Source organism: Polaribacter vadi (genome assembly GCF_001761365.1).
Taxonomy (GTDB): domain Bacteria; phylum Bacteroidota; class Bacteroidia; order Flavobacteriales; family Flavobacteriaceae; genus Polaribacter; species Polaribacter vadi.
The window spans coordinates 3,145,654-3,165,155 of record NZ_CP017477.1 but is presented as its reverse complement, the minus strand read 5'-3'; the positions used below and the strand labels follow the sequence as shown (position 1 = coordinate 3,165,155).

Below are 19,502 nucleotides of genomic sequence, written 5' to 3'. Positions count from 1 at the left end.
AAATTAATTTTCTTACTCTTTTTATAAAGTTCAAAATAGCACTTTAAACTGCAACTGAAATCTGAAAACTCTTTTTTGTTAACTACTCCCCTATTTTGTTACTATCTTTTTATTGTAATTCATTCATTGTTTGTGTAGTTTTGCGTGCTTAACAATTCAACAAAAAATGAGCACTTCAAAAACGATTAAATCTGCCTTAATTTCGGTATTTCACAAAGATGGTTTAGCACCAATTGTACAAAAACTAAATGACTTAAATGTTACTATTTATTCTACTGGTGGTACAGAAAAATTCATTAAAGAATTAGGTATTGATGTGGTTCCTGTGGAAGATGTTACTTCTTACCCATCAATTTTAGGAGGAAGAGTAAAAACTTTACACCCAAAAGTATTTGGAGGAATTTTAAACAGACAAGATCATGAAGGTGATGTTGCTGAAATGAAAGAATACAACATTCCTCAATTAGATTTGGTTATTGTTGATTTATATCCGTTCGAAAAAACAGTTGCTTCTGGAGCTCCTGAACAAGATATTGTTGAGAAAATTGATATTGGTGGAATTTCTTTAATTAGAGCATCAGCAAAAAACTTTAAAGACACATTTACGGTTTCATCTATGGAACAATATGATGAGTTTTTATCAATCTTATCAGAAAATAATGGAGAAACATCCATAGAACAAAGAAAAAAGTTTGCTGCAAAATCTTTTAATGTTTCTTCTCATTATGATACTGCCATCTTTAATTATTTTAATGAAGATGAAGTTGTTTATAAAGCAAGTCAAACTACTTCTAAAGTATTAAGATATGGAGAAAACCCACATCAAAAAGGATATTTCTTTGGAGATTTAGAGGCTATGTTCGATAAATTACATGGTAAAGAATTAAGCTATAATAATTTATTAGATGTAGATGCTGCTGTAAATTTAATGAACGAATTTATTGGCGAAGACCCAACCTTTGCAGTTTTAAAACATAATAATGCTTGTGGTTTTGCACAAAGAAGCACAATTAAACAAGCGTATTTAGATGCTTTGGCTGGAGATCCTGTTTCTGCTTTTGGTGGAGTTTTAATAGCAAACAAAGAAATTGATGCTGCAACTGCTGAAGAGATTCATAAATTATTTTGTGAAGTTGTGATTGCTCCTTCATATGCTGATGAAGCTTTATCAATCTTAAAAGGAAAGAAAAATAGAGTGCTTTTAATCCAGAAATCTACAGAATTACCAACTCAAAATGTAAGAACTGCTTTAAATGGTTTATTGGTGCAAGATAAAGATTCTAAGACAGATACTTTAGCAGATTTAACTTATGCTACAAACACAAAACCTTCTGAAAGCGAACTAAAAGATTTATTATTTGCTTCTAAAATTTGTAAGCATACAAAATCAAATACCATTGTTTTTACTAAAAATAATCAGCTTTTAGCAAGTGGAACAGGACAAACAAGTAGAGTTGACGCTTTAAGACAAGCTATAGAAAAAGCAACCTCTTTTGGTTTCGATTTAAAGGGTGCAGTAATGGCTAGTGATGCATTTTTCCCTTTTCCTGATTGTGTAGAAATTGCTGATAAAGCTGGTATAAAAAGCGTAATTCAACCTGGAGGATCTATAAAAGATCAGTTAAGTATCGATTATTGTAATGCCAATAATATATCGATGGTAATGACAGGAACAAGACATTTTAAACATTAATAAAATTAACAGATTTACAAGATTAATTTTAGTAAATTTGTAAGAATATAGTACTCCAAAACAAGATAAATTTATGGGTTTTTTTGATTTTATGACGGAAGACATTGCGATTGATTTAGGAACCGCAAACACGTTGATAATTCACAATGGAAAAGTGGTTATTGATGCACCTTCTATTGTTGCTAGAAATAGACTAACTGGTAAAATTATTGCAATTGGTGAGGAAGCTAATTTAATGCAAGGTAAAACGCATGAAAACATCAAAACTATTCGTCCTTTAAAAGACGGAGTTATTGCAGATTTTCAGGCATCAGAAGAAATGATTAAGGAGTTTGTAAAGAAAATTCCATCTATTAAGAAAAAATTATTTCCACCTGCATTAAGAATGGTTATTTGTATTCCTTCAGGAATTACAGAGGTTGAAAAACGAGCTGTAAGAGATTCTGCAAAGCATATGAATGCCAAAGAAATTTACTTAATTTACGAACCAATGGCTGCTGCAATTGGTGTTGGTATTGATATTATGGAACCAAAAGGAAACATGATTATTGATATTGGTGGTGGTACTACAGAAATTGCTGTAATTGCTTTGGGTGGTATTGTTTGTGATCAATCTGTAAAAGTTGCTGGAGATTTATTTACCAACGACATTATGTATTACATGCGTACTCAACACAATTTACATGTGGGTGAAACTACTGCAGAAAAAATAAAAATTACAATTGGTGCTGCAACTGAAGATTTAGATACACCTCCAGATGAAATGTTGGTTCAAGGTAGAGATTTATTAAGTGGAAAACCAAAACAGGTACAAGTTTCTTTTAGAGAAATTGCAAAGGCTTTAGATAAATCTATCTTAAGAATTGAAGATGCTGTAATGGAAACATTGTCTAAAACTCCTCCAGAATTAGCTGCAGATATTTACAATACAGGTATTTATTTAGCAGGTGGTGGTTCTATGTTACGTGGTTTAGATAAGCGTTTGTCTCGTAAAACAGATTTACCTGTTTATGTTGCAGACGATCCTTTAAGAGCTGTTGTTCGTGGAACAGGAATTGCTTTAAAAGAATTAAAAAAATACAAAAACGTATTAATGAACTAGCATTATTATGTATTAAGAATGCAACAACTCATCTATTTTTTTCAGAAATTTAAATACTTTCTGTTCTTTTTATTGTTATCATTTATTTCGCTTACGTTAACGTTTAATAATCTTGATTTCCACAAAAGTAAATTTGTAAATTCTGCGAATTTTATAACTGGCGGTTTTTATTCTCAAACGTCTAATATTTCTGAATATTGGAATCTGAAATCTGAAAACAAACTTTTAGCTGAAGAAAACACGCGTTTAAAAAACCTGTTAGAAAAATACAACTCCGTAAGTTTTAGTATCGATTCTATTGTTATCGATTCTGTAAAATATCAACAGAAATATATGTTTACTACTGCAAAAATTATCAATAATAATTACGATAAAGAGTTTAATTTTTTAACGATTGATAAAGGTGAAAATCAAGGTATAAAAAAAGAAATGGCTGTAATTAATAGTAAAGGGATTATTGGAATTACAGATAATTCTTCTGGAGATTACGCAAGAGTTCAATCTATTTTAAATAGAAACAGTAAAATTAATGCTCGTTTAAAAAACAGCAACTATTTTGGTTCTTTAAGTTGGAATGGAAAAGATTACAATACTGTTCAACTTTCTGACATACCAAGACAAGCACCTTTAGAAATTGGTGACACCATAGAAACTGGAGGGAAATCTACTATTTTTCCAGAGGGAATCTTGGTAGGCACTATCTCTAAAATTAACAAAGGAAATACAGCAGACAATAAAGTAGATGTTACTCTTTTTAATGATATGAGCAATTTAGGTTTTGTACAGGTTATTAAAAATTTAGATACTATAGAAATAAATCTTTTAGAAGCTCAAGATGAATAATCCATTTAATATGGTTACGTTATTTTTTTTCCTGCTTTTTTTGCAGGTTTTTGTGCTGAATAACATTTTATTTTTAGGATTTATAAATCCATACTTATATATTGTTTTTGTTTTTTTATACCCACTAAAAGAAAATAGATTCCCATTTTTACTTTACAGTTTTTTATTAGGTCTTTCTGTTGATTTTTTTTCTGATTCAGGAGGTATTCATGCATTTTCAATTTTATTCATCTCTTATATACGATTGTTTTTTGTAAGAATTTATTTTAGAAAAATACCTGCAGATTTTCCATTTTTTAAATTAAAATCAGAATCTTTTGGTAAAATTTTCAATTATGTAGTAACTTTAACAATCATTCATCATCTTATCTACTTTTCTTTTGCTAATTTTAGTTTTTATAATTTTTCTAACGTACTTTTAAATACAATTTATTCAAGTATTTTTACGTTGTTATTATATTTTTTAGGTACTTATATTTTTACTAAAAGCGAATAATGCAAAAAAGTTTTTTACTCTATTTTCTGATTACACTAATCGGAATTGTTTTTATTGGGCGTTTGTTTCAATTACAAATAATTAGAAGCGAAAGTTATGATCCAATCCATAATGCAGCCGTAAAAACAATTTACGACTATCCTGAACGTGGTTATATCTATGATAGAAATGGTAAATTATTAGTTGCCAATCAACTTTCTTATGATGTAATGGTGCAACCAAATCAAGTAAAAGCTATAGATACTTTAGAGTTTTGTAAACTTCTAAAAATCGATAAAGAAGATTTTATAAAACGTCTTCAAAAGGCAGAAGATTATGCTCCTTATTTAGCATCTGTTTTCTTAAAACAATTAGCAAAAGAAGATTTTGCATTTTTACAAGAAAAGCTACATAAATACACTGGTTTTTTTATCCAAAAAAGAATTATTAGAGATTATCCAATCAAAGCTGCTGCTAATGTTTTAGGTTATATTGGTGAAGTTAATGAAGAAAAAGCAAGAAATAGCAATTATTATGAACAAGGAGAATTAGAAGGAAAAGATGGTGTAGAAAGACAATATGAAGATATTTTAAGAGGTAGAAAAGGTAAAAAATACTTACATAGAAATCGATTTAACAAGGTTACAGGATCTTACAAAGACGGAGTTTACGATACATTACCTGAAAATGGAAAAGACCTAGTCCTTACGTTAGATATAGAATTACAATTATATGCGCAACAATTAATGAAAGGAAAACGTGGGGGAATTGTTGCCATAGAACCTTCTACTGGAGAAATTTTAGCCTTAGTAACTGCTCCTTCTTACGATCCTAATATGTTAGTTGGTAGAAAACGATCAAAAAATTCTGTTCTTTTATTTAATGATACCATTAGCAAACCAAGTTACGACAGAGGTTTATTAGCAGCTTATGCTCCTGGAAGTCCTTTTAAAATGATGAATGCCTTAATTGGTTTGCAAGAAAATGTAATTAATCAGCAAACTGCATTTAAGTGTTATGGAGGTTATAGATATGGAAACAGAGCTGGTGAATTTATGGGTTGCCATTGTGGAATTTACGGAAGTCCAATTCAATTAAAAACAGCTATTGCAAAGTCTTGTAACAGTTATTTTTCAAATACTTATAAAAGAATTGTAGAAAAAGACAACAACCCGACTGAAGGTTTAAATACCTGGCACGATCATGTGGCTAGTTTTGGTTTGGGTAATTTTTTAGGCTATGATTTACCTGCAGGCCAAAAAGGATTAATTCCTGATGGTAATTATTATGATAGTCGTTATAGATATTCTTGGAATGGGTCTACAACTATATCAAATGCAATTGGTCAAGGTGAGGTGTTAACAACCCCTATACAATTAGCAAACTTTACTGCTGCTATTGCAAATAGAGGCTATTTTTTTACTCCACACATCGTTAAAAAAATTGACACTGCTTTTATTGACAATCCAAACTACACAGAAGCTAAAAAAACAACCATAGATAAACAACACTTTTCGCCTGTTATAGAAGCAATGCACGAAGTTTTTAAAACAGGAACAGGAAAATGGTCCCAAGTTAAAGATATTGATATTTGTGGAAAAACAGGAACTGCAGAAAATTTTATTATTGTTGATGGAATAAAAGAACAATTAAAAGATCATTCTATTTTAGTGGCATTTGCACCAAAAGACAATCCGAAAATAGCCTTAGCTGTTTTTGTAGAAAATGGGGGTTATGGTTCTACAATTGCAGCTCCAATAACCAGTTTAATGATCGAAAAATATATTAACGGAAAAATCTCTGAGAAAAATAAACACAGAGAATTGAATATGTTAAATATGAGCTTGCAAGAAATTTATGACAAACAAATTCAAAAACCCTTAGAAGAAATTGCGTCAAGAACAAAATAATATATTTGCAGGTATAGACTGGATTTTAGTTTTTATTTATATAGCTTTAGTTGGGTTTGGTTGGGTTAATATTTTTGCAGCTTCAAAAACTGAAGAAGATGTTGAACTTATAGGTTTTGCTACAAAATATGGTAAACAGTTAATTTTTATTGTTTTAACCATTCCACTTATTATTCTTATTCTTTTTTTTAATTCAAAATTTTATGAAAAATATGCTAGTATTTTTTATATAATATCAATTTTTTCGTTAATACTTTTATTCCCTTTTGGTAAAGAAATTAATGGAGCAAAATCTTGGTTTAATTTTGGGGTTTTAGGGCTACAACCATCTGAATTTATGAAAGCTTTTACGGCACTTGCTGTTGCTAAATTATTAAGTGACAGGCAGTATAATTTTAAGTTGATAAAAAATCAGATAAAGGCATTCATTATTATATTTTTTCCGGCATTTCTAATTACTCTTCAACCAGATGCTGGTTCTGCACTTATTTATCTTGCTTTCTTTTTTGTTTTACATAGAGAAGGTTTAACTCTTAATTACATTTTATTAGGAATAACTTTTATTACATTATTTATTTTAACCATTTTTTTTGGTGCAAGTAAAATGTTTTTGTCACTTTTTATTATAATTACAATTGTTGTAGCCTATATTATTTATAGAGGAGGTAAAAGGTTTTTAAGATTTAACTGGCATAAAGTAATAGCTATTTATGCGATTATAGCATTATTTATCTTTGGAACAGGGTATACTTATAACAATGTTTTTAAACAACACCATAGAGATCGTTTTGAAGTATTGTTAGGTTTAAAGGTTGATAATAGAAATATTGGATACAATTCATATCAATCTGAACTAACTATTAGTTCTGGTGGCTTAAGTGGAAAAGGATTTTTAAATGGCAATTTAACTCAAGGTGATTTTGTTCCTGAACAACATACAGATTATATTTTTAGCACAGTAGGTGAAGAATGGGGATTTTTAGGGAGTAGTTTTGTTATAATTCTATTTATGCTATTAATGTATAGAATAATATATTTAGCGGAATCGCATACAAACAAATTTGGAAGAATATATGGTTACAGCTTAGCTTCTATTTTATTTTTCCACGTTATTGTTAATATTGGGATGGTAATAGGATTATTACCAACTGTAGGTATTCCATTGCCCTTTTTTAGTTATGGAGGCTCTTCTCTTTGGGGTTTTACAATCTTACTATTTATATTTATAAGATTAGATGCTCATAAAAATTATGATTTTTAAAAACAGGTTTTCGAAAAATTTATCACAAAAAAAACTCTTAATTAAAATTAAGAGTTTTTAAGTTTTATAGAAGTATAAAATATATTATAATGCAGAAACCTTTTTAGTCAATTGAGATTTTAAGTTAGCTGCTTTATTTTTATGAATAATATTCTTTTTAGCTAATTTATCTAGCATAGAAATAACTTTACCCAATTTAGTTTCTGCTTCTGTTTTATCTTCAATTGCACGTAAATCTCTAACTGCGTTACGAGTTGTTTTGTGCTGATATTTGTTACGAAGCCTTTTAGCGTCGTTACTTCTAATTCTCTTTAATGCTGACTTGTGATTTGCCATAATTTCTTTACCTCTTGTTTCTTATTAAAACTTTTGTAGTCCGTACGGGAATCGAACCCGTGTTACATGGATGAAAACCATGCGTCCTAACCCCTAGACGAACGGACCATAACAATTAAATGTTCCTAATTGCGGGTGCAAATATACAACGTTTTTTAAATTGTGCAATAATTTTTTAAAAAAAATTACTTTTTTTTTTCAATTAATTTTTCTCTTAATAAGCTTTTGCAAATAATACTCTTTTTGATGAAGGTTTTCCTGTTAAAACACACACACCTTCTTCTTCAATAGCATCATTTGGAATGCATCTAATTGTAGCTTTTGTATATTCTTTAATTCTATCTTCGGTTTCTTCTGTTCCATCCCAATGAGCAGAAACAAAACCACCTGTATTTTTTATTGCTTGTTTAAATTCTTTAAAATCGTTTACTTCTGTAGTATGTTCTTTTCTAAAGTTAATTGCTCTATCGAATAAATTCTGTTGAATTTCTTCCAAAAGCTTCTCTATAAAAACTACTGTATCATCTTGAGAAATAGTTTGTTTTTCTAAAGTATCTCTTCTTGCAATTTCTAAAGTTCCGTTTTCTATATCTCGATTTCCAATAGCAATTCTAATAGGAACTCCTTTTAATTCATATTCTGCAAACTTTGCCCCTGGTCTAAAAGTATCTCTGTCATCAAACTTTACAGAGATTCCTTTTTTACGCAGATCTTTAACTAAAAAGTTTACTTTTTCTGAAATTGCTTCTAATTGTTCATCATTTTTATAAATGGGAACAATTACCACTTGAATTGGAGCTAACTTTGGAGGAAGCACCAAACCTAAATCATCTGAGTGCGTCATTATTAAACCTCCTATTAAACGTGTAGAAACACCCCAAGAAGTTGCCCAAACATATTCTTGTTTCCCTTCTTTTGAAGTATATTTTACATCAAAAGCTTTGGCAAAGTTTTGTCCTAAAAAATGACTTGTTCCTGCTTGTAAAGCTTTTCCATCTTGCATTAAAGCTTCAATTGTATAGGTATCTTCTGCACCTGCAAAACGTTCACTATCAGATTTTACACCCTTAATTACAGGCATTGCCATAAAATTTTCGGCAAATTCTGCATAGACATCTTGCATTTGTTTTGCTTCTGTAATTGCTTCGGTTTTTGTTGCGTGTGCTGTATGTCCTTCTTGCCATAAAAACTCTGCAGTTCTTAAAAACAAACGAGTACGCATTTCCCAACGAACAACATTTGCCCATTGATTTATCAATAAAGGTAAATCTCTATAAGACTGAATCCATCCTTTATAGGTATTCCAAATAATAGCTTCGGATGTTGGTCTTACTACCAATTCTTCTTCTAATTTAGCTTCTGGATCTACTCTTAATTTTCCTGGATTATCAGGATCATTCTGCAAACGATAATGAGTTACTACTGCACATTCCTTTGCAAATCCTTCAGCATTTTTTTCTTCTGCTTCAAATAAACTTTTAGGAACAAAAAGTGGGAAATAGGCATTTTCATGACCTGTTTCTTTAAACATTCTATCCAACTCTTTCTGCATGTTTTCCCAAATAGCATATCCATAAGGTTTTATAACCATACAACCTCTAACAGCTGAATTTTCTGCTAAATCAGCTTTAACAACTAATTCATTATACCATTTAGAATAATCCTCTGATCTTTTCGTTAACTTTTTACTCATAACCTATACTTTGGCACAAATTTTGCATTATTTCAAGTGAAAATTTTGTTAAAAGATTGAAATCTTTTTCAAAATTGATACAAAACTACTATATTTTAGTGTTTTTAATGCAATAAAACATCAATAAAGAATAATACATAAAACATACCATTATGAAACTACACTATAAAAATTTAAAGCTACATCAACTTATCTTAATTGTAACAGCTAATTTGTTATTAGTTTCTTGCGGAACTTACCAAAGTGTTTACAATGATGATGGTATTTATGGAGATGTAACTCCAGCTAACAATGAACAAAAAGTAATTGTTATGAATGAACAAGAGTATGATGATTATGAAGAAGATTATTTTACAAAAAAATTGAATGCGCTTCAAAATATCGAAGACAATGAGATTTTTGTTGATGTAGATTCTTACAATTCTACTACTGATTATGTTGATGACGAACTTATTGATGAAACCTTAAATTACGATGCAAGTCAACCTTGGGGTTATGAAAACAACGATGTTGTTGTAAACATAAATCTTATAAACGACCCTTATTGGGGTGGTGGATTTAATAATTGGGGATACAACTATTGGGGATACAACAACAATTGGAGATTTTACAACAATTACAATTATTGGGGTTTTAACTATGGTTATGGAAATCCATATTGGGGAGGAAATCCTTACTGGCACCCATATCATAATAATTGGGGTTGGAATCGTGGATTTTATGCTTCAAGATGGTATAATACTAGATCTTATAACAATAGAAGCTATACTTATGGAAGAAGAAACAATACGAACACTATAAGTTCAAGAAATAGAATTTCTACAAGCAGAAGAAATAGCTCTGTACATAATAGAAGGTCAGTTGGAACATCTAACAGAAACAGTACTATTTCGAGTAGAAGATCTACTGGAACTGTAAGAAATGGAAACACTACAAGTCCTACAAGAAGAAGTACAACAAGTAGTAGAAGTTCATCTTCTGTTAGAAGAAGTTCTACACCATCAAGAAGAACTTCTACTGTTAATAGAAGAAGTACAAATTCTAGAAGTAACAACTCTACATATAGAAGATCATCATCTAATACCAATAGAGCATCAACTTCATCAAGTAGAAGCTCAAGATCATCCTCTACAAATACAAGAAGTAGTTCTTCATCTTCAAGAAGTTCTGGAACAAGTAGTTCTAGTAGAAGATCATCTTCATCATCATCTAGAAGAGGAAATTAATATAATATTTAAAAGAAAATTTCAAAAAATATGAAAAAACTTTTTATAGCAGCTATATTTACATTCACTGCATTCACGTCATTTTCTCAATCATTAAGTTACCAAGATTTAGCAATTTTGTTTTCTCAAGATGATAAAAATGGAACTGCTAGATTTACAGCAATGAGTGGTGCTTTTGGAGCATTAGGTGGAGATATTTCATCTATGAATGTAAATCCTGCAGGATTATCAGTATTTAACAATAGTTCGTTTTCTGGAACACTTAATTCTAGAAATACAGAAATTAAATCAAATTATTATGGTGCTAACTTAATAAATCAAAATCAGTATACAAATTTGTCGCAAGCAGGAGCTGTTTTGGTTTTTGACAGTGCTTACAAATCGGATTGGAGTAAATTTGCAGTTGGTATTAATTATAGAATTACAAAAGATTTTAACAACAGCTTTTTAGCACAAGGTAATAGTGGAGTTGCAACGTTTACAGAATATCCTTTAGACACAAATAACCCTGCTTTAGTTTATGGTATTGCAGATGAGCAACGCTTTAATAATACCTTTGCAGGTGAATTAAGTGAAGTGAATTTTGGTTTTTCTTCTGTCTATGACCAGAAGCTACATGTTGGATTAGGACTTAATTTTTATGATTTAAATTTTAACCAGCAATCTACTTTAACTGAATTTAATAGTGATGTTGATGGAAATGAATTAGATGCTAATTTATACCAAGAAAACTTTACAACTGCAACTGGCTTTTCTGCTAATTTAGGTTTTATTTATAGAGCTAACCAAAGTTTTAGATTTGGTTTGTCTTACCAAACACCAACTTGGTTTTCAGAAATTATTGAAGATAGTAATATTGTAAATAATGAAGGTTTTTTCGGTGATACAGAAATTATTGTTAGTAATGATAACTTAATATATGATAATACAGCTGATGGTTTTTTCCCTTCGCAACAATTATTTTATAGATTAAGAACCCCAAGTAAATTAACAGCGAGTACTGCATTTATTTTTGGTAAAAACGGCTTATTAAGCTTAGATTATAGCAATAAAAATTATAAAGGAATTACACTTTCTGAAGATGATTTTTCCGCTGAAAACCAAGCTTTTCAAAACGATTTTAGAAATACGCATAATCTGAACATTGGTACAGAATGGCGTTTAGACAAATTTAGTGTTAGAGGTGGTTATTCTTATGAGCAAACTCCTTTTGAAAATAATAATTTTAATCCTGGTAGTGCTTTACAATTAGATGACGTTACTGGCTATTCGTTTGGAGCTGGTTATAATTTCGGGAATTTTAAAGTAGATTTTGCCTACAGTAATAGCAACAGAACTGGTGCTTATAATTTCTATTCTGGTTTTAATGTTGATGCAACAAAATTAACTTTAGATAACAGATTTTTTACAGGAACCGTTTCTATAAGTTTATAATAAATTTTCTCTATAATAAAGACCTTGTATATATAAATATGCAAGGTCTTTTTTGTTGGAATTCAGTTTTTTCCCTTAATTTTGCAACTTATACTTTAGAACATGCAAGAGACAAAAATTACTATTCAAGAAACTACAAACGAAACCATTTTAAAATTTAATAGCACACAAGTTTTAATAAATGGAGGTAGTTATGAATTCGCAAATATAGACGAAGCAAAAAACTCTCCTTTAGCGCAACAATTATTTTATTTACCTTTTGTAAAAAAGATATTTGTTACCGCTAATTTTATTGCAATTCAACGATTTGATATTGTGGAATGGCAAGATGTACAAGAAGAAGTTGCAGAACAAATTCAAGCTTATTTAAATGATGGAAATGTGGTTGTAAACGAACAAACCTCATCAACAAAAAAAGAAGCCATAGAAGTATATGCAGAAGTTACCCCAAACCCTGGAGTAATGAAGTTTGGTACAAACAAGAATTTAACACAAACAGATGTTGAGTTTAAAAATATAGAAGAAGCAAGTAAATCTTCTCCTTTAGCACAAGCAATTTTTAATTTTCCTTTCGTAAAAGAAGTTTTTATTTCTGATAATTATGTTTCTGTAACCAAATACGATATGGTGGAATGGAAAGAGGTTTTTGCTGAAGTAAGAACGTTTATTCGCGAGTATTTAGTGGAAGGAAAAACCATCATTAAAGAATTACCAACTTTAGAAACTGTAACAAACAAAGAAACAATTGCTCCAGTTATTGAGTTAGAAGGAATTCCTGCTCAAATTTCAGATATTTTAGACGAATATATAAAACCTGCTGTAGCTGGTGATGGAGGTAATATTGCTTTTAGATCTTATGATGAAAAGAATAAGGTTGTGAGCGTAGTTTTACAAGGCGCTTGTAGTGGTTGTCCATCTTCTACAGCAACTTTAAAAAACGGAATTGAAGCGTTGTTAAAAGACATGTTGCCAAATCAAGTAAACGAAGTTATAGCCATTAATGGTTAGAAGTTAGCAGAAAAATAATTATATTTAGTATAAATCAAACATAGATGTCAGCAGAAAAAATTAATCCTTACAAAGATTCAACTTTAGGAAAAAAAGAGCAAGTTGCTAAAATGTTTGACACTATTTCTGGCAATTACGATGGTTTAAACAGAGTTATTTCTTTAGGAATCGATGTAAAATGGCGTAAAAAAGTTGTTGAGATTGTTGGTAAAAATAATCCAAAGCAAATTTTAGACATTGCAACAGGAACAGGAGATTTAGCTTTAATGATGGCTGCTTTAAAACCAGATAGAATTGTAGGTTTAGATATTTCTGCAGGAATGTTAGACGTTGGAAAACAGAAAATTGCCAAAGCAAATCTTTCTGATAAAATAGAAATGATTGTAGGCGATTCTGAAGAAATGCCTTTTGATGATAATACTTTCGATGCAATTACAGTTTCTTTTGGTGTGCGTAATTTTGCAAACCTAAACAAAGGTTTAACAGAAATTGCAAGAGTTTTAAAACCCACTGGAGTTTTGGTTATTTTAGAAACTTCAAACCCAGTAAAATTTCCTTTTAAACAAGGTTATAAATTATATACAAACCTATTTTTACCAGCAGTTGGTAAATTACTTTCTAAAGATAAAGTTGCCTATTCGTATTTATCTGAATCTGCAAATTCTTTTCCTTTTGGAGAAGCTTTCAACAATATTTTACAAAAAAATGGGTTTACACATACAGAAGCTACTCCTGTAACTTTTGGAGTGGCCACAATTTACACTGCAAGTTTATAAAAATGATTAAAAAAGGATTTCTTTTTGGTTTTTTATTGATGATTTCTGCAACGTTTTTTGCCCAAAGAGAACGTGTAGAAAACCTACCAACATTCGATGATAGAAAAATTCATTATGGTTTTTATTTGGGAATCAATCAAAATGATTTTAAACTAAATTTAAAAAACAGCAATGTTTTTAATGCTGATATTTCTGTAGAACCAACCTATGGTTTTAATGTTGGTTTAATTGCTGAATTGCGTTTGCACAAAAATTTAAGTGTACGTTTAGAACCAGGCTTAGTAAGTAATTCCAAAAACATTATTTTTAATCATTTAAATACTTCTGCCAATCCACAAGATAGTATCAGAGAAATTGGCTCTACATATTTGCACTTTCCTGTAGTTTTTAAATTTAGTACTGACAGGTATAAAAATATTCGTCCTTATTTATTAGGAGGTGTTTCTTTAGATTATAATTTTTCTAGTAATGAAGCCAATCAAGATGATAATTCTGCTGGACAATTTAGGATGAAAACAACCAATTTTATGTACGAAGTTGGTGTAGGAATTGATATTTATTTAGCGTTCTTTAAATTCTCTCCTTCCATTCGTGGAGTTTTTGCCATTAATAACGAGATAAAATACGATGATGATCCAAATAGTAGATGGACAGCTCCTATTAATTTTATGGGAACTCGTGGTATTTTCTTGAATTTTGCTTTTGAGTAGTAACTTTCCTATTACACAGAAATTCACAGAGGTTTTTCGCGGAGATTCAAAGAGACAAAATACCTAACTCCTTTAGAATCTAGAATTATTTTTTAATATTGTTATTAGATTAAACCTTTATAAACTCCAAAAAACTCTTACTAAATAACCAAATTTTTAATATATCGCCCTTCTAGGGCTAAACTTAATTTTGAAATAATTTTCTATTAATATTTCATCCCTCTGGGATTTTCAGCTCTGTAAGAGCGAAATATTCATAAAAAAATAGCGCAAGAAAGACAAAGCTCCATAGGAGCGAAATTTAATCAAAAATCTTTTTTAAAACTATACTTTTAAATATAATAGGAACCTCTCAAACTCGCTCACTGAAAACTGCTACTGATTACTGCCAACTAAAAACTACCTACAAATACTACGTTTAAACTCGCTTAACAAAATAGCGGTTGCAGTTGCCACATTTAAGCTTTCTGTTTCTTGCGTTTCTCCAAATCTTGGAATTGATATTTTATTTTTTATCAATGCTCTAATTTCATCAGAAACACCATTTGCCTCATTTCCCATCACTAAAAGAGCCTCTTTTGGTAAAGTTGATTTATAGACATTTTCACCATTCATATCCGCAATAAAAGTTGGTAAATTCGTTTCTTGTAGATAGTTTTCTAAAGCTATATATTGTATAGAAATCCTTGTTAAAGAACCCATACTTGCTTGCACAACTTTTGGATTGTAACAATCTACAGTATCTTTAGAGCAAATTAATTGCGTTACTCCAAACCAATCACACAAACGAATAATAGTTCCTAAATTTCCAGGATCGTTTATGGCATCTAAAACAATAGTAAGCCCTTTTTGTTGCAAAGGTTTTTCATCAGGAATTTTAAACAGCCCTAAAACTTTGTTTGGCGATTTTAAGTTGCTGATTTTCTGTAAATCCTTTTCAGAAACTCTCACAATTTTATCCGAAGAAATCGTAGTTTCAAAATCATCAGTTGCAAATAAAATATCAACTTGAAAAGATGAATTTAAAAGTTCATTTACTACTTTTATACCTTCAGCAATAAATAAACTATTTTTTTGTCTATACTTTTTTTGCGATAAACTTGTTATTAATTTTAGTTGATTTTTTGAGATGCTCATTAATTAATTTATAAATATAAATATACCGTTGAAAAATACTATTTTTGATATTCTTTGGAGTGCTAAAATAATGAAAAAACTCTCGTTTTATTTTTTATTCATCATCTTTCTAATTTCATGTAATTCTACAGAACATGTAATAGATGGTCAGTTTATGCTTTCAAAAACCAATATTTTTATTGATAGCACAAAAACGAATGGAGCAGATCTTCAAAAATATATTTTACAAAAAAGAAATCCTCGTTTTTTAGGATTGCCTTTAGGATTGTATTTTCATAATTTAGGAAATCACGATAAACCAAAAACTCCTATTGAATGGGCTAATGAAAATAAAAGGTCTTATAACTTTGTAAAAAGAATTTTTTCCGAAAAACAAAGTATTGCTTATGCAAATTCTTTTATAAACTTAAATAAATGGTTCTTAAGTTATGATGAACCAGCAATTATAAGCGAGCTAAAAGTTAAAAGAACCGAAGATAATTTATCTGCCTATTATAAAACGCAAGGCTATTTTAAATCGTCTGTAACCTCTAACATTAAAAGAAATTCTGCAAGTAAAAAAGCCACTGTAACTTATAGAATTCAAAAAGGAAAACCAACAGTATTAGACACTGTAAACATCGAGATAAAATCGCCTATTTTAGATTCTATTTATGTGAATTCTGGTTTAACGTCTTTATTAAAATCAGGAGATCGTTATAAAGATCAAGTTTTTAGAAATGAAGCTAGTAAAGTAGTAAAACTCTTTAGAAATAATGGTATTTATAATTTTACAGAATCTGCTTTAGCTTTTTATGTAGATTCTACAAGAACTGACTATAAGACAAATGTAGATTTTTTAATATCATCTAACAGATTAGAAGAAAAAGAAGGTGTTTATATAGAAAAACCTTACAAAGTACAAACAATCAAAGAAGTACATGTAACCACAGATTACTCTTTTACACAAAAGGATGAAAAAATTTCAGACACTGTAACCTATAATGGTATTCAATTTTCTGCGTTTGATAAATTACTTTACAATCCTAAATATTTATCGCAATCTATTTTCTTAAAACCTGGCGAAATTTATAGTGATACGTTAACAAATTTAACCAGAACACATTTAAAATCTTTACAAAATTTTAAATCAACAAATATAAAATTTACACCTATTGATGGTTCTGATAGTGAGTTAAGAATGGATGTTTTATTATCTCCATTAGAAAAATATACGCTGGGTTTAGAATCGGAATTAACACACTCAAATATTAGAAACTTAGGAATTTCTGGCAAGTTTTCTATTACAGATAGAAATATTTTTAGAGGAGCAGAATTGTTAAAAATGTCCCTTTTAGGTTCTTGGTTCAACTCTAACAATGGTCCTGGTTGGGAAATTGGAGCAGATGCTTCTTTAGAGATTCCAAGATTTGTTGCTCCATTTGGTCTTGGTAAATTTGTACCCAAAGAAATGTCTCCAAGAACTTTATTTTCAATAGGTTCTAGTTTTCAAAAAAACATTGGTTTAGACAGGCAGACTTTTACCATATTAACAGATTACAAATGGCAATCCACACCCAAAAAGACGATTCAATTAGAGGTTTTAAATACTCAATACATTCAAAATTTAAATGTTGAAAGTTTTTTTAATATTTATTCATCAGAATTTGATAATTTAAATACGGTTGCAGAAGCCTATGATTTAGCCAAAAACACAAATGATAATTTTCCTTTAAATGATGAAAATATTAGTTCACAATCAGAAGATGCTTTGCGATTTATGAATTTAGTAGCTAATGATACTAATTTTCAAAATACAAATCCAGACGAATACAATACTAGCGTAAATATCTTAGATCGATATAATATTATCACATCAGATTTTTTGATTCCTACTTTGGCTTACACCTATACTTATAATGGCCAAACTAATTTTAAGAATAGTAATTTTTCTTTTTTTAGAATACGTCTTGCCAATTCAGGAAACATTTTAGGTTTATTATCAGATAAAAGAAATGATAATGATAAAAAAACTATTTTAAACATTCCTTTGGCTCAATATTTTAAAACGGATATTGAGTTTAAGAAATTTTGGAGTATTGGTTCTAATAATTCCGTTTTTGCTTTTAGAACATTTTTAGGTGCCATTTTAACTTATGATAATTCTGATGTTCCTTTTACAAAAAGTTATTTTGCTGGTGGTTCTAATGATATTAGAGCTTGGCAAACTTACGAATTAGGACCTGGAAGCAGAAAATCTGGCTTAGAATTTAACATTGGCGATTTTAAATTTTTAACAAGTGCAGAATATAGATTCGATGTTGTTGGTAGGTTAAAAGGGGCTTTATTTGTTGATGCTGGTAACATTTGGGATATTTCTGGTTCTGATTTTGTAGAAGAGGATGCAAAATTCACGGGTTTATCATCCTTAAAAAATATTGCAGTGGGTTCTGGTTTTGGAGCAAGATTAGATTTTAATTTCCTTATAATACGTTTCGATGTTGGTTTTAAAACCTACGAACCTTATTTACAAGATAGTAAATGGTTTAAAAATTATAACTTTAATTCTGCAGTTTACAATATTGGTATCAACTATCCATTCTAAAAAAGGTAACGTTTTCGTTATTTAAAATAGCTACTTTGTCTTAAAACCTACTATTTTTTGTTATTTTTGATGCATAATATCAATTAAAACACACATAAAATGAGTCATAATATTAAACCTGGTGTAGCAACAGGAAAAGAAGTTCAAGAAATTTTTAACTACGCAAAAGAAAAAGGGTTTGCATTACCAGCAGTTAATGTTGTAGGTTCTAACACAATTAATGGTGTTTTAGAAACTGCAAAAGAATTAAATGCGCCAGTAATCATTCAATTTTCTAATGGTGGTGCTCAATTTAACGCAGGTAAAGGATTATCTAACGAAAATCAAAAAGCAGCAATTGCAGGTGGTATAGCAGGTGCAAAACATATTCATGCATTAGCAGAAGCATATGGAGTACCTGTAATTTTACATACAGACCATTGTGCAAAAAAATTATTACCTTGGATTGATGGATTGTTAGACGCAAGTGAAGTTCACTTTAAAGAAACTGGCAAGCCTTTATATAGTTCTCACATGATTGATTTAAGTGAAGAACCAATTGAAGAAAACATAGAAATTTGTAAAGAATACCTTGCTAGAATGAGCAAAATGGGTATGACTTTAGAAATTGAATTAGGAATTACAGGTGGTGAAGAAGATGGAGTTGATAATTCTGATGTAGATGCATCTAAATTATACACACAACCAGAAGAAGTTGCGTATGCTTATGAAGAATTATTAAAAGTTTCTCCACAGTTTACAATTGCTGCAGCTTTTGGAAATGTACATGGAGTTTACAAGCCAGGAAACGTAAAGTTAACACCAAAAATTTTAAAGAATTCTCAAGAATATGTAACTAAAAAATATGGTGTTGAGGAAAATCATATCGATTTTGTTTTTCATGGTGGTTCTGGTTCTACTTTAGAAGAAATTAGAGAAGCTATTGGTTATGGAGTTATCAAAATGAATATTGATACTGATTTACAATTTGCTTTTACAGAAGGAATTAGAGATTATATGCAAGGTAAAGCAGAGTATTTAGCAACCCAAATTGGGAATCCTGAAGGAGCTGACAAGCCAAACAAAAAATATTACGATCCAAGAGGTTGGTTACGTTTAGGTGAAGAAACTTTTAAAGCACGTTTAAAGCAAGCATTTGCAGATTTAAATAACGTAGATACTTTATAAGATTTACAATACTTTTTATAAAAGCATTTTGAAGAAATTCAAGATGCTTTTTTTTGTTTTTAAGATTGATAAAAAAGAATTAATCAAACCAAATTAAAAGTTCGCAAAAATCTTTTACATTTGTAACTTGCTTTTTATTTTAAAAGT

At 29.8% G+C, this 19,502-nt stretch carries 16 protein-coding genes and 1 tRNA gene; 13 read left to right on the top strand and 4 right to left on the bottom strand.

Translation table 11 applies throughout. The features are described 5' to 3' along the window. Positions 1-166 precede the first annotated feature (166 nt). From purH to rodA, 6 genes are all read left to right on the top strand, one after another. Positions 167-1,693, top strand: coding sequence for a bifunctional phosphoribosylaminoimidazolecarboxamide formyltransferase/IMP cyclohydrolase (gene purH, locus LPB03_RS13695; RefSeq protein WP_065320576.1), 1,527 nt, complete (start codon positions 167-169; stop codon positions 1,691-1,693). A 73-nt stretch (positions 1,694-1,766) separates the two neighbouring features. Continuing rightward, the gene (locus LPB03_RS13690) at positions 1,767-2,795 is read left to right on the top strand and encodes a rod shape-determining protein (RefSeq protein ID WP_065320577.1); all 1,029 of its coding nucleotides are present in this window, start codon (positions 1,767-1,769) and stop codon (positions 2,793-2,795) included. A gap of 18 nt (positions 2,796-2,813) precedes the next feature. Continuing rightward, positions 2,814-3,638 carry a rod shape-determining protein MreC gene (gene mreC, locus LPB03_RS13685; RefSeq protein ID WP_065320578.1) on the top strand — a complete coding sequence of 275 codons (825 nt, stop codon included), beginning with the start codon at positions 2,814-2,816 and terminating at the stop codon, positions 3,636-3,638. Continuing rightward, positions 3,631-4,134 carry a rod shape-determining protein MreD gene (gene mreD, locus LPB03_RS13680; RefSeq protein WP_065320579.1) on the top strand — a complete coding sequence of 168 codons (504 nt, stop codon included), beginning with the start codon at positions 3,631-3,633 and terminating at the stop codon, positions 4,132-4,134. Before mreC ends, mreD begins: the two co-directional genes overlap by 8 nt. Continuing rightward, positions 4,134-6,023: a penicillin-binding protein 2 gene (mrdA, locus tag LPB03_RS13675; RefSeq protein ID WP_065320580.1), complete on the top strand. Its 1,890-nt coding sequence runs from the start codon at positions 4,134-4,136 to the stop codon at positions 6,021-6,023. Before mreD ends, mrdA begins: the two co-directional genes overlap by 1 nt. Beyond that, positions 6,004-7,284, top strand: coding sequence for a rod shape-determining protein RodA (rodA, locus tag LPB03_RS13670; protein ID WP_065320581.1), 1,281 nt, complete (start codon positions 6,004-6,006; stop codon positions 7,282-7,284). Before mrdA ends, rodA begins: the two co-directional genes overlap by 20 nt. Before the next feature lie 84 nt (positions 7,285-7,368). On the opposite strand, the gene rpsT is transcribed toward rodA, so the two are convergent. The 3 genes from rpsT to proS form a co-directional block, all read right to left on the bottom strand. Continuing rightward, the gene (gene rpsT, locus LPB03_RS13665) at positions 7,369-7,620 is read right to left on the bottom strand and encodes a 30S ribosomal protein S20 (protein ID WP_065320582.1); all 252 of its coding nucleotides are present in this window, start codon (positions 7,618-7,620) and stop codon (positions 7,369-7,371) included. A 36-nt stretch (positions 7,621-7,656) separates the two neighbouring features. Further along, positions 7,657-7,728: transfer RNA gene (locus LPB03_RS13660), tRNA-Glu, on the bottom strand. 106 nt (positions 7,729-7,834) lie between these two features. Then, complete coding sequence (gene proS / locus LPB03_RS13655) at positions 7,835-9,313, bottom strand: proline--tRNA ligase (RefSeq protein WP_065320583.1); 1,479 nt, start codon at positions 9,311-9,313, stop codon at positions 7,835-7,837. Positions 9,314-9,465: 152 nt separating this feature from the next. Here proS and LPB03_RS13650 point away from each other — a divergent pair, with 152 nt between their 5' ends. The 5 genes from LPB03_RS13650 (at position 9,466) to porT (ending at position 14,467) form a co-directional block, all read left to right on the top strand. Further along, the gene (locus LPB03_RS13650; protein ID WP_157579366.1) at positions 9,466-10,539 is read left to right on the top strand and encodes a hypothetical protein; all 1,074 of its coding nucleotides are present in this window, start codon (positions 9,466-9,468) and stop codon (positions 10,537-10,539) included. A 30-nt stretch (positions 10,540-10,569) separates the two neighbouring features. Further along, positions 10,570-11,973 (top strand): OmpP1/FadL family transporter, encoded by a 1,404-nt coding sequence (locus LPB03_RS13645; protein WP_065320585.1) that lies wholly within the window; start codon positions 10,570-10,572, stop codon positions 11,971-11,973. Between the two features lie 102 nt (positions 11,974-12,075). Further along, positions 12,076-12,981, top strand: a complete 906-nt coding sequence (locus LPB03_RS13640) for a NifU family protein (protein ID WP_065320586.1) — start codon at positions 12,076-12,078, stop codon at positions 12,979-12,981. Between the two features lie 44 nt (positions 12,982-13,025). Continuing rightward, positions 13,026-13,757: a bifunctional demethylmenaquinone methyltransferase/2-methoxy-6-polyprenyl-1,4-benzoquinol methylase UbiE gene (gene ubiE / locus LPB03_RS13635; RefSeq protein WP_065320587.1), complete on the top strand. Its 732-nt coding sequence runs from the start codon at positions 13,026-13,028 to the stop codon at positions 13,755-13,757. Between the two features lie 2 nt (positions 13,758-13,759). Next, entirely contained in the window at positions 13,760-14,467 is a 708-nt protein-coding gene (porT, locus tag LPB03_RS13630) for a type IX secretion/gliding motility protein PorT/SprT (RefSeq protein ID WP_065320588.1), read from the top strand. Positions 14,468-14,866: 399 nt separating this feature from the next. Here the strand turns inward: porT and LPB03_RS13625 are convergent, their stop codons facing one another. Continuing rightward, the gene (locus LPB03_RS13625) at positions 14,867-15,604 is read right to left on the bottom strand and encodes a TrmH family RNA methyltransferase (protein WP_065320589.1); all 738 of its coding nucleotides are present in this window, start codon (positions 15,602-15,604) and stop codon (positions 14,867-14,869) included. Between the two features lie 70 nt (positions 15,605-15,674). On the opposite strand from LPB03_RS13625, the gene tamL reads away from it, so the two are divergent. Both tamL and fbaA read left to right on the top strand, forming a co-directional pair. After that, complete coding sequence (gene tamL / locus LPB03_RS13620) at positions 15,675-18,188, top strand: translocation and assembly module lipoprotein TamL (RefSeq protein WP_065320590.1); 2,514 nt, start codon at positions 15,675-15,677, stop codon at positions 18,186-18,188. 99 nt (positions 18,189-18,287) lie between these two features. Beyond that, positions 18,288-19,355: a class II fructose-bisphosphate aldolase gene (fbaA, locus tag LPB03_RS13615; RefSeq protein ID WP_065320591.1), complete on the top strand. Its 1,068-nt coding sequence runs from the start codon at positions 18,288-18,290 to the stop codon at positions 19,353-19,355. Positions 19,356-19,502: the final 147 nt, after the last annotated feature.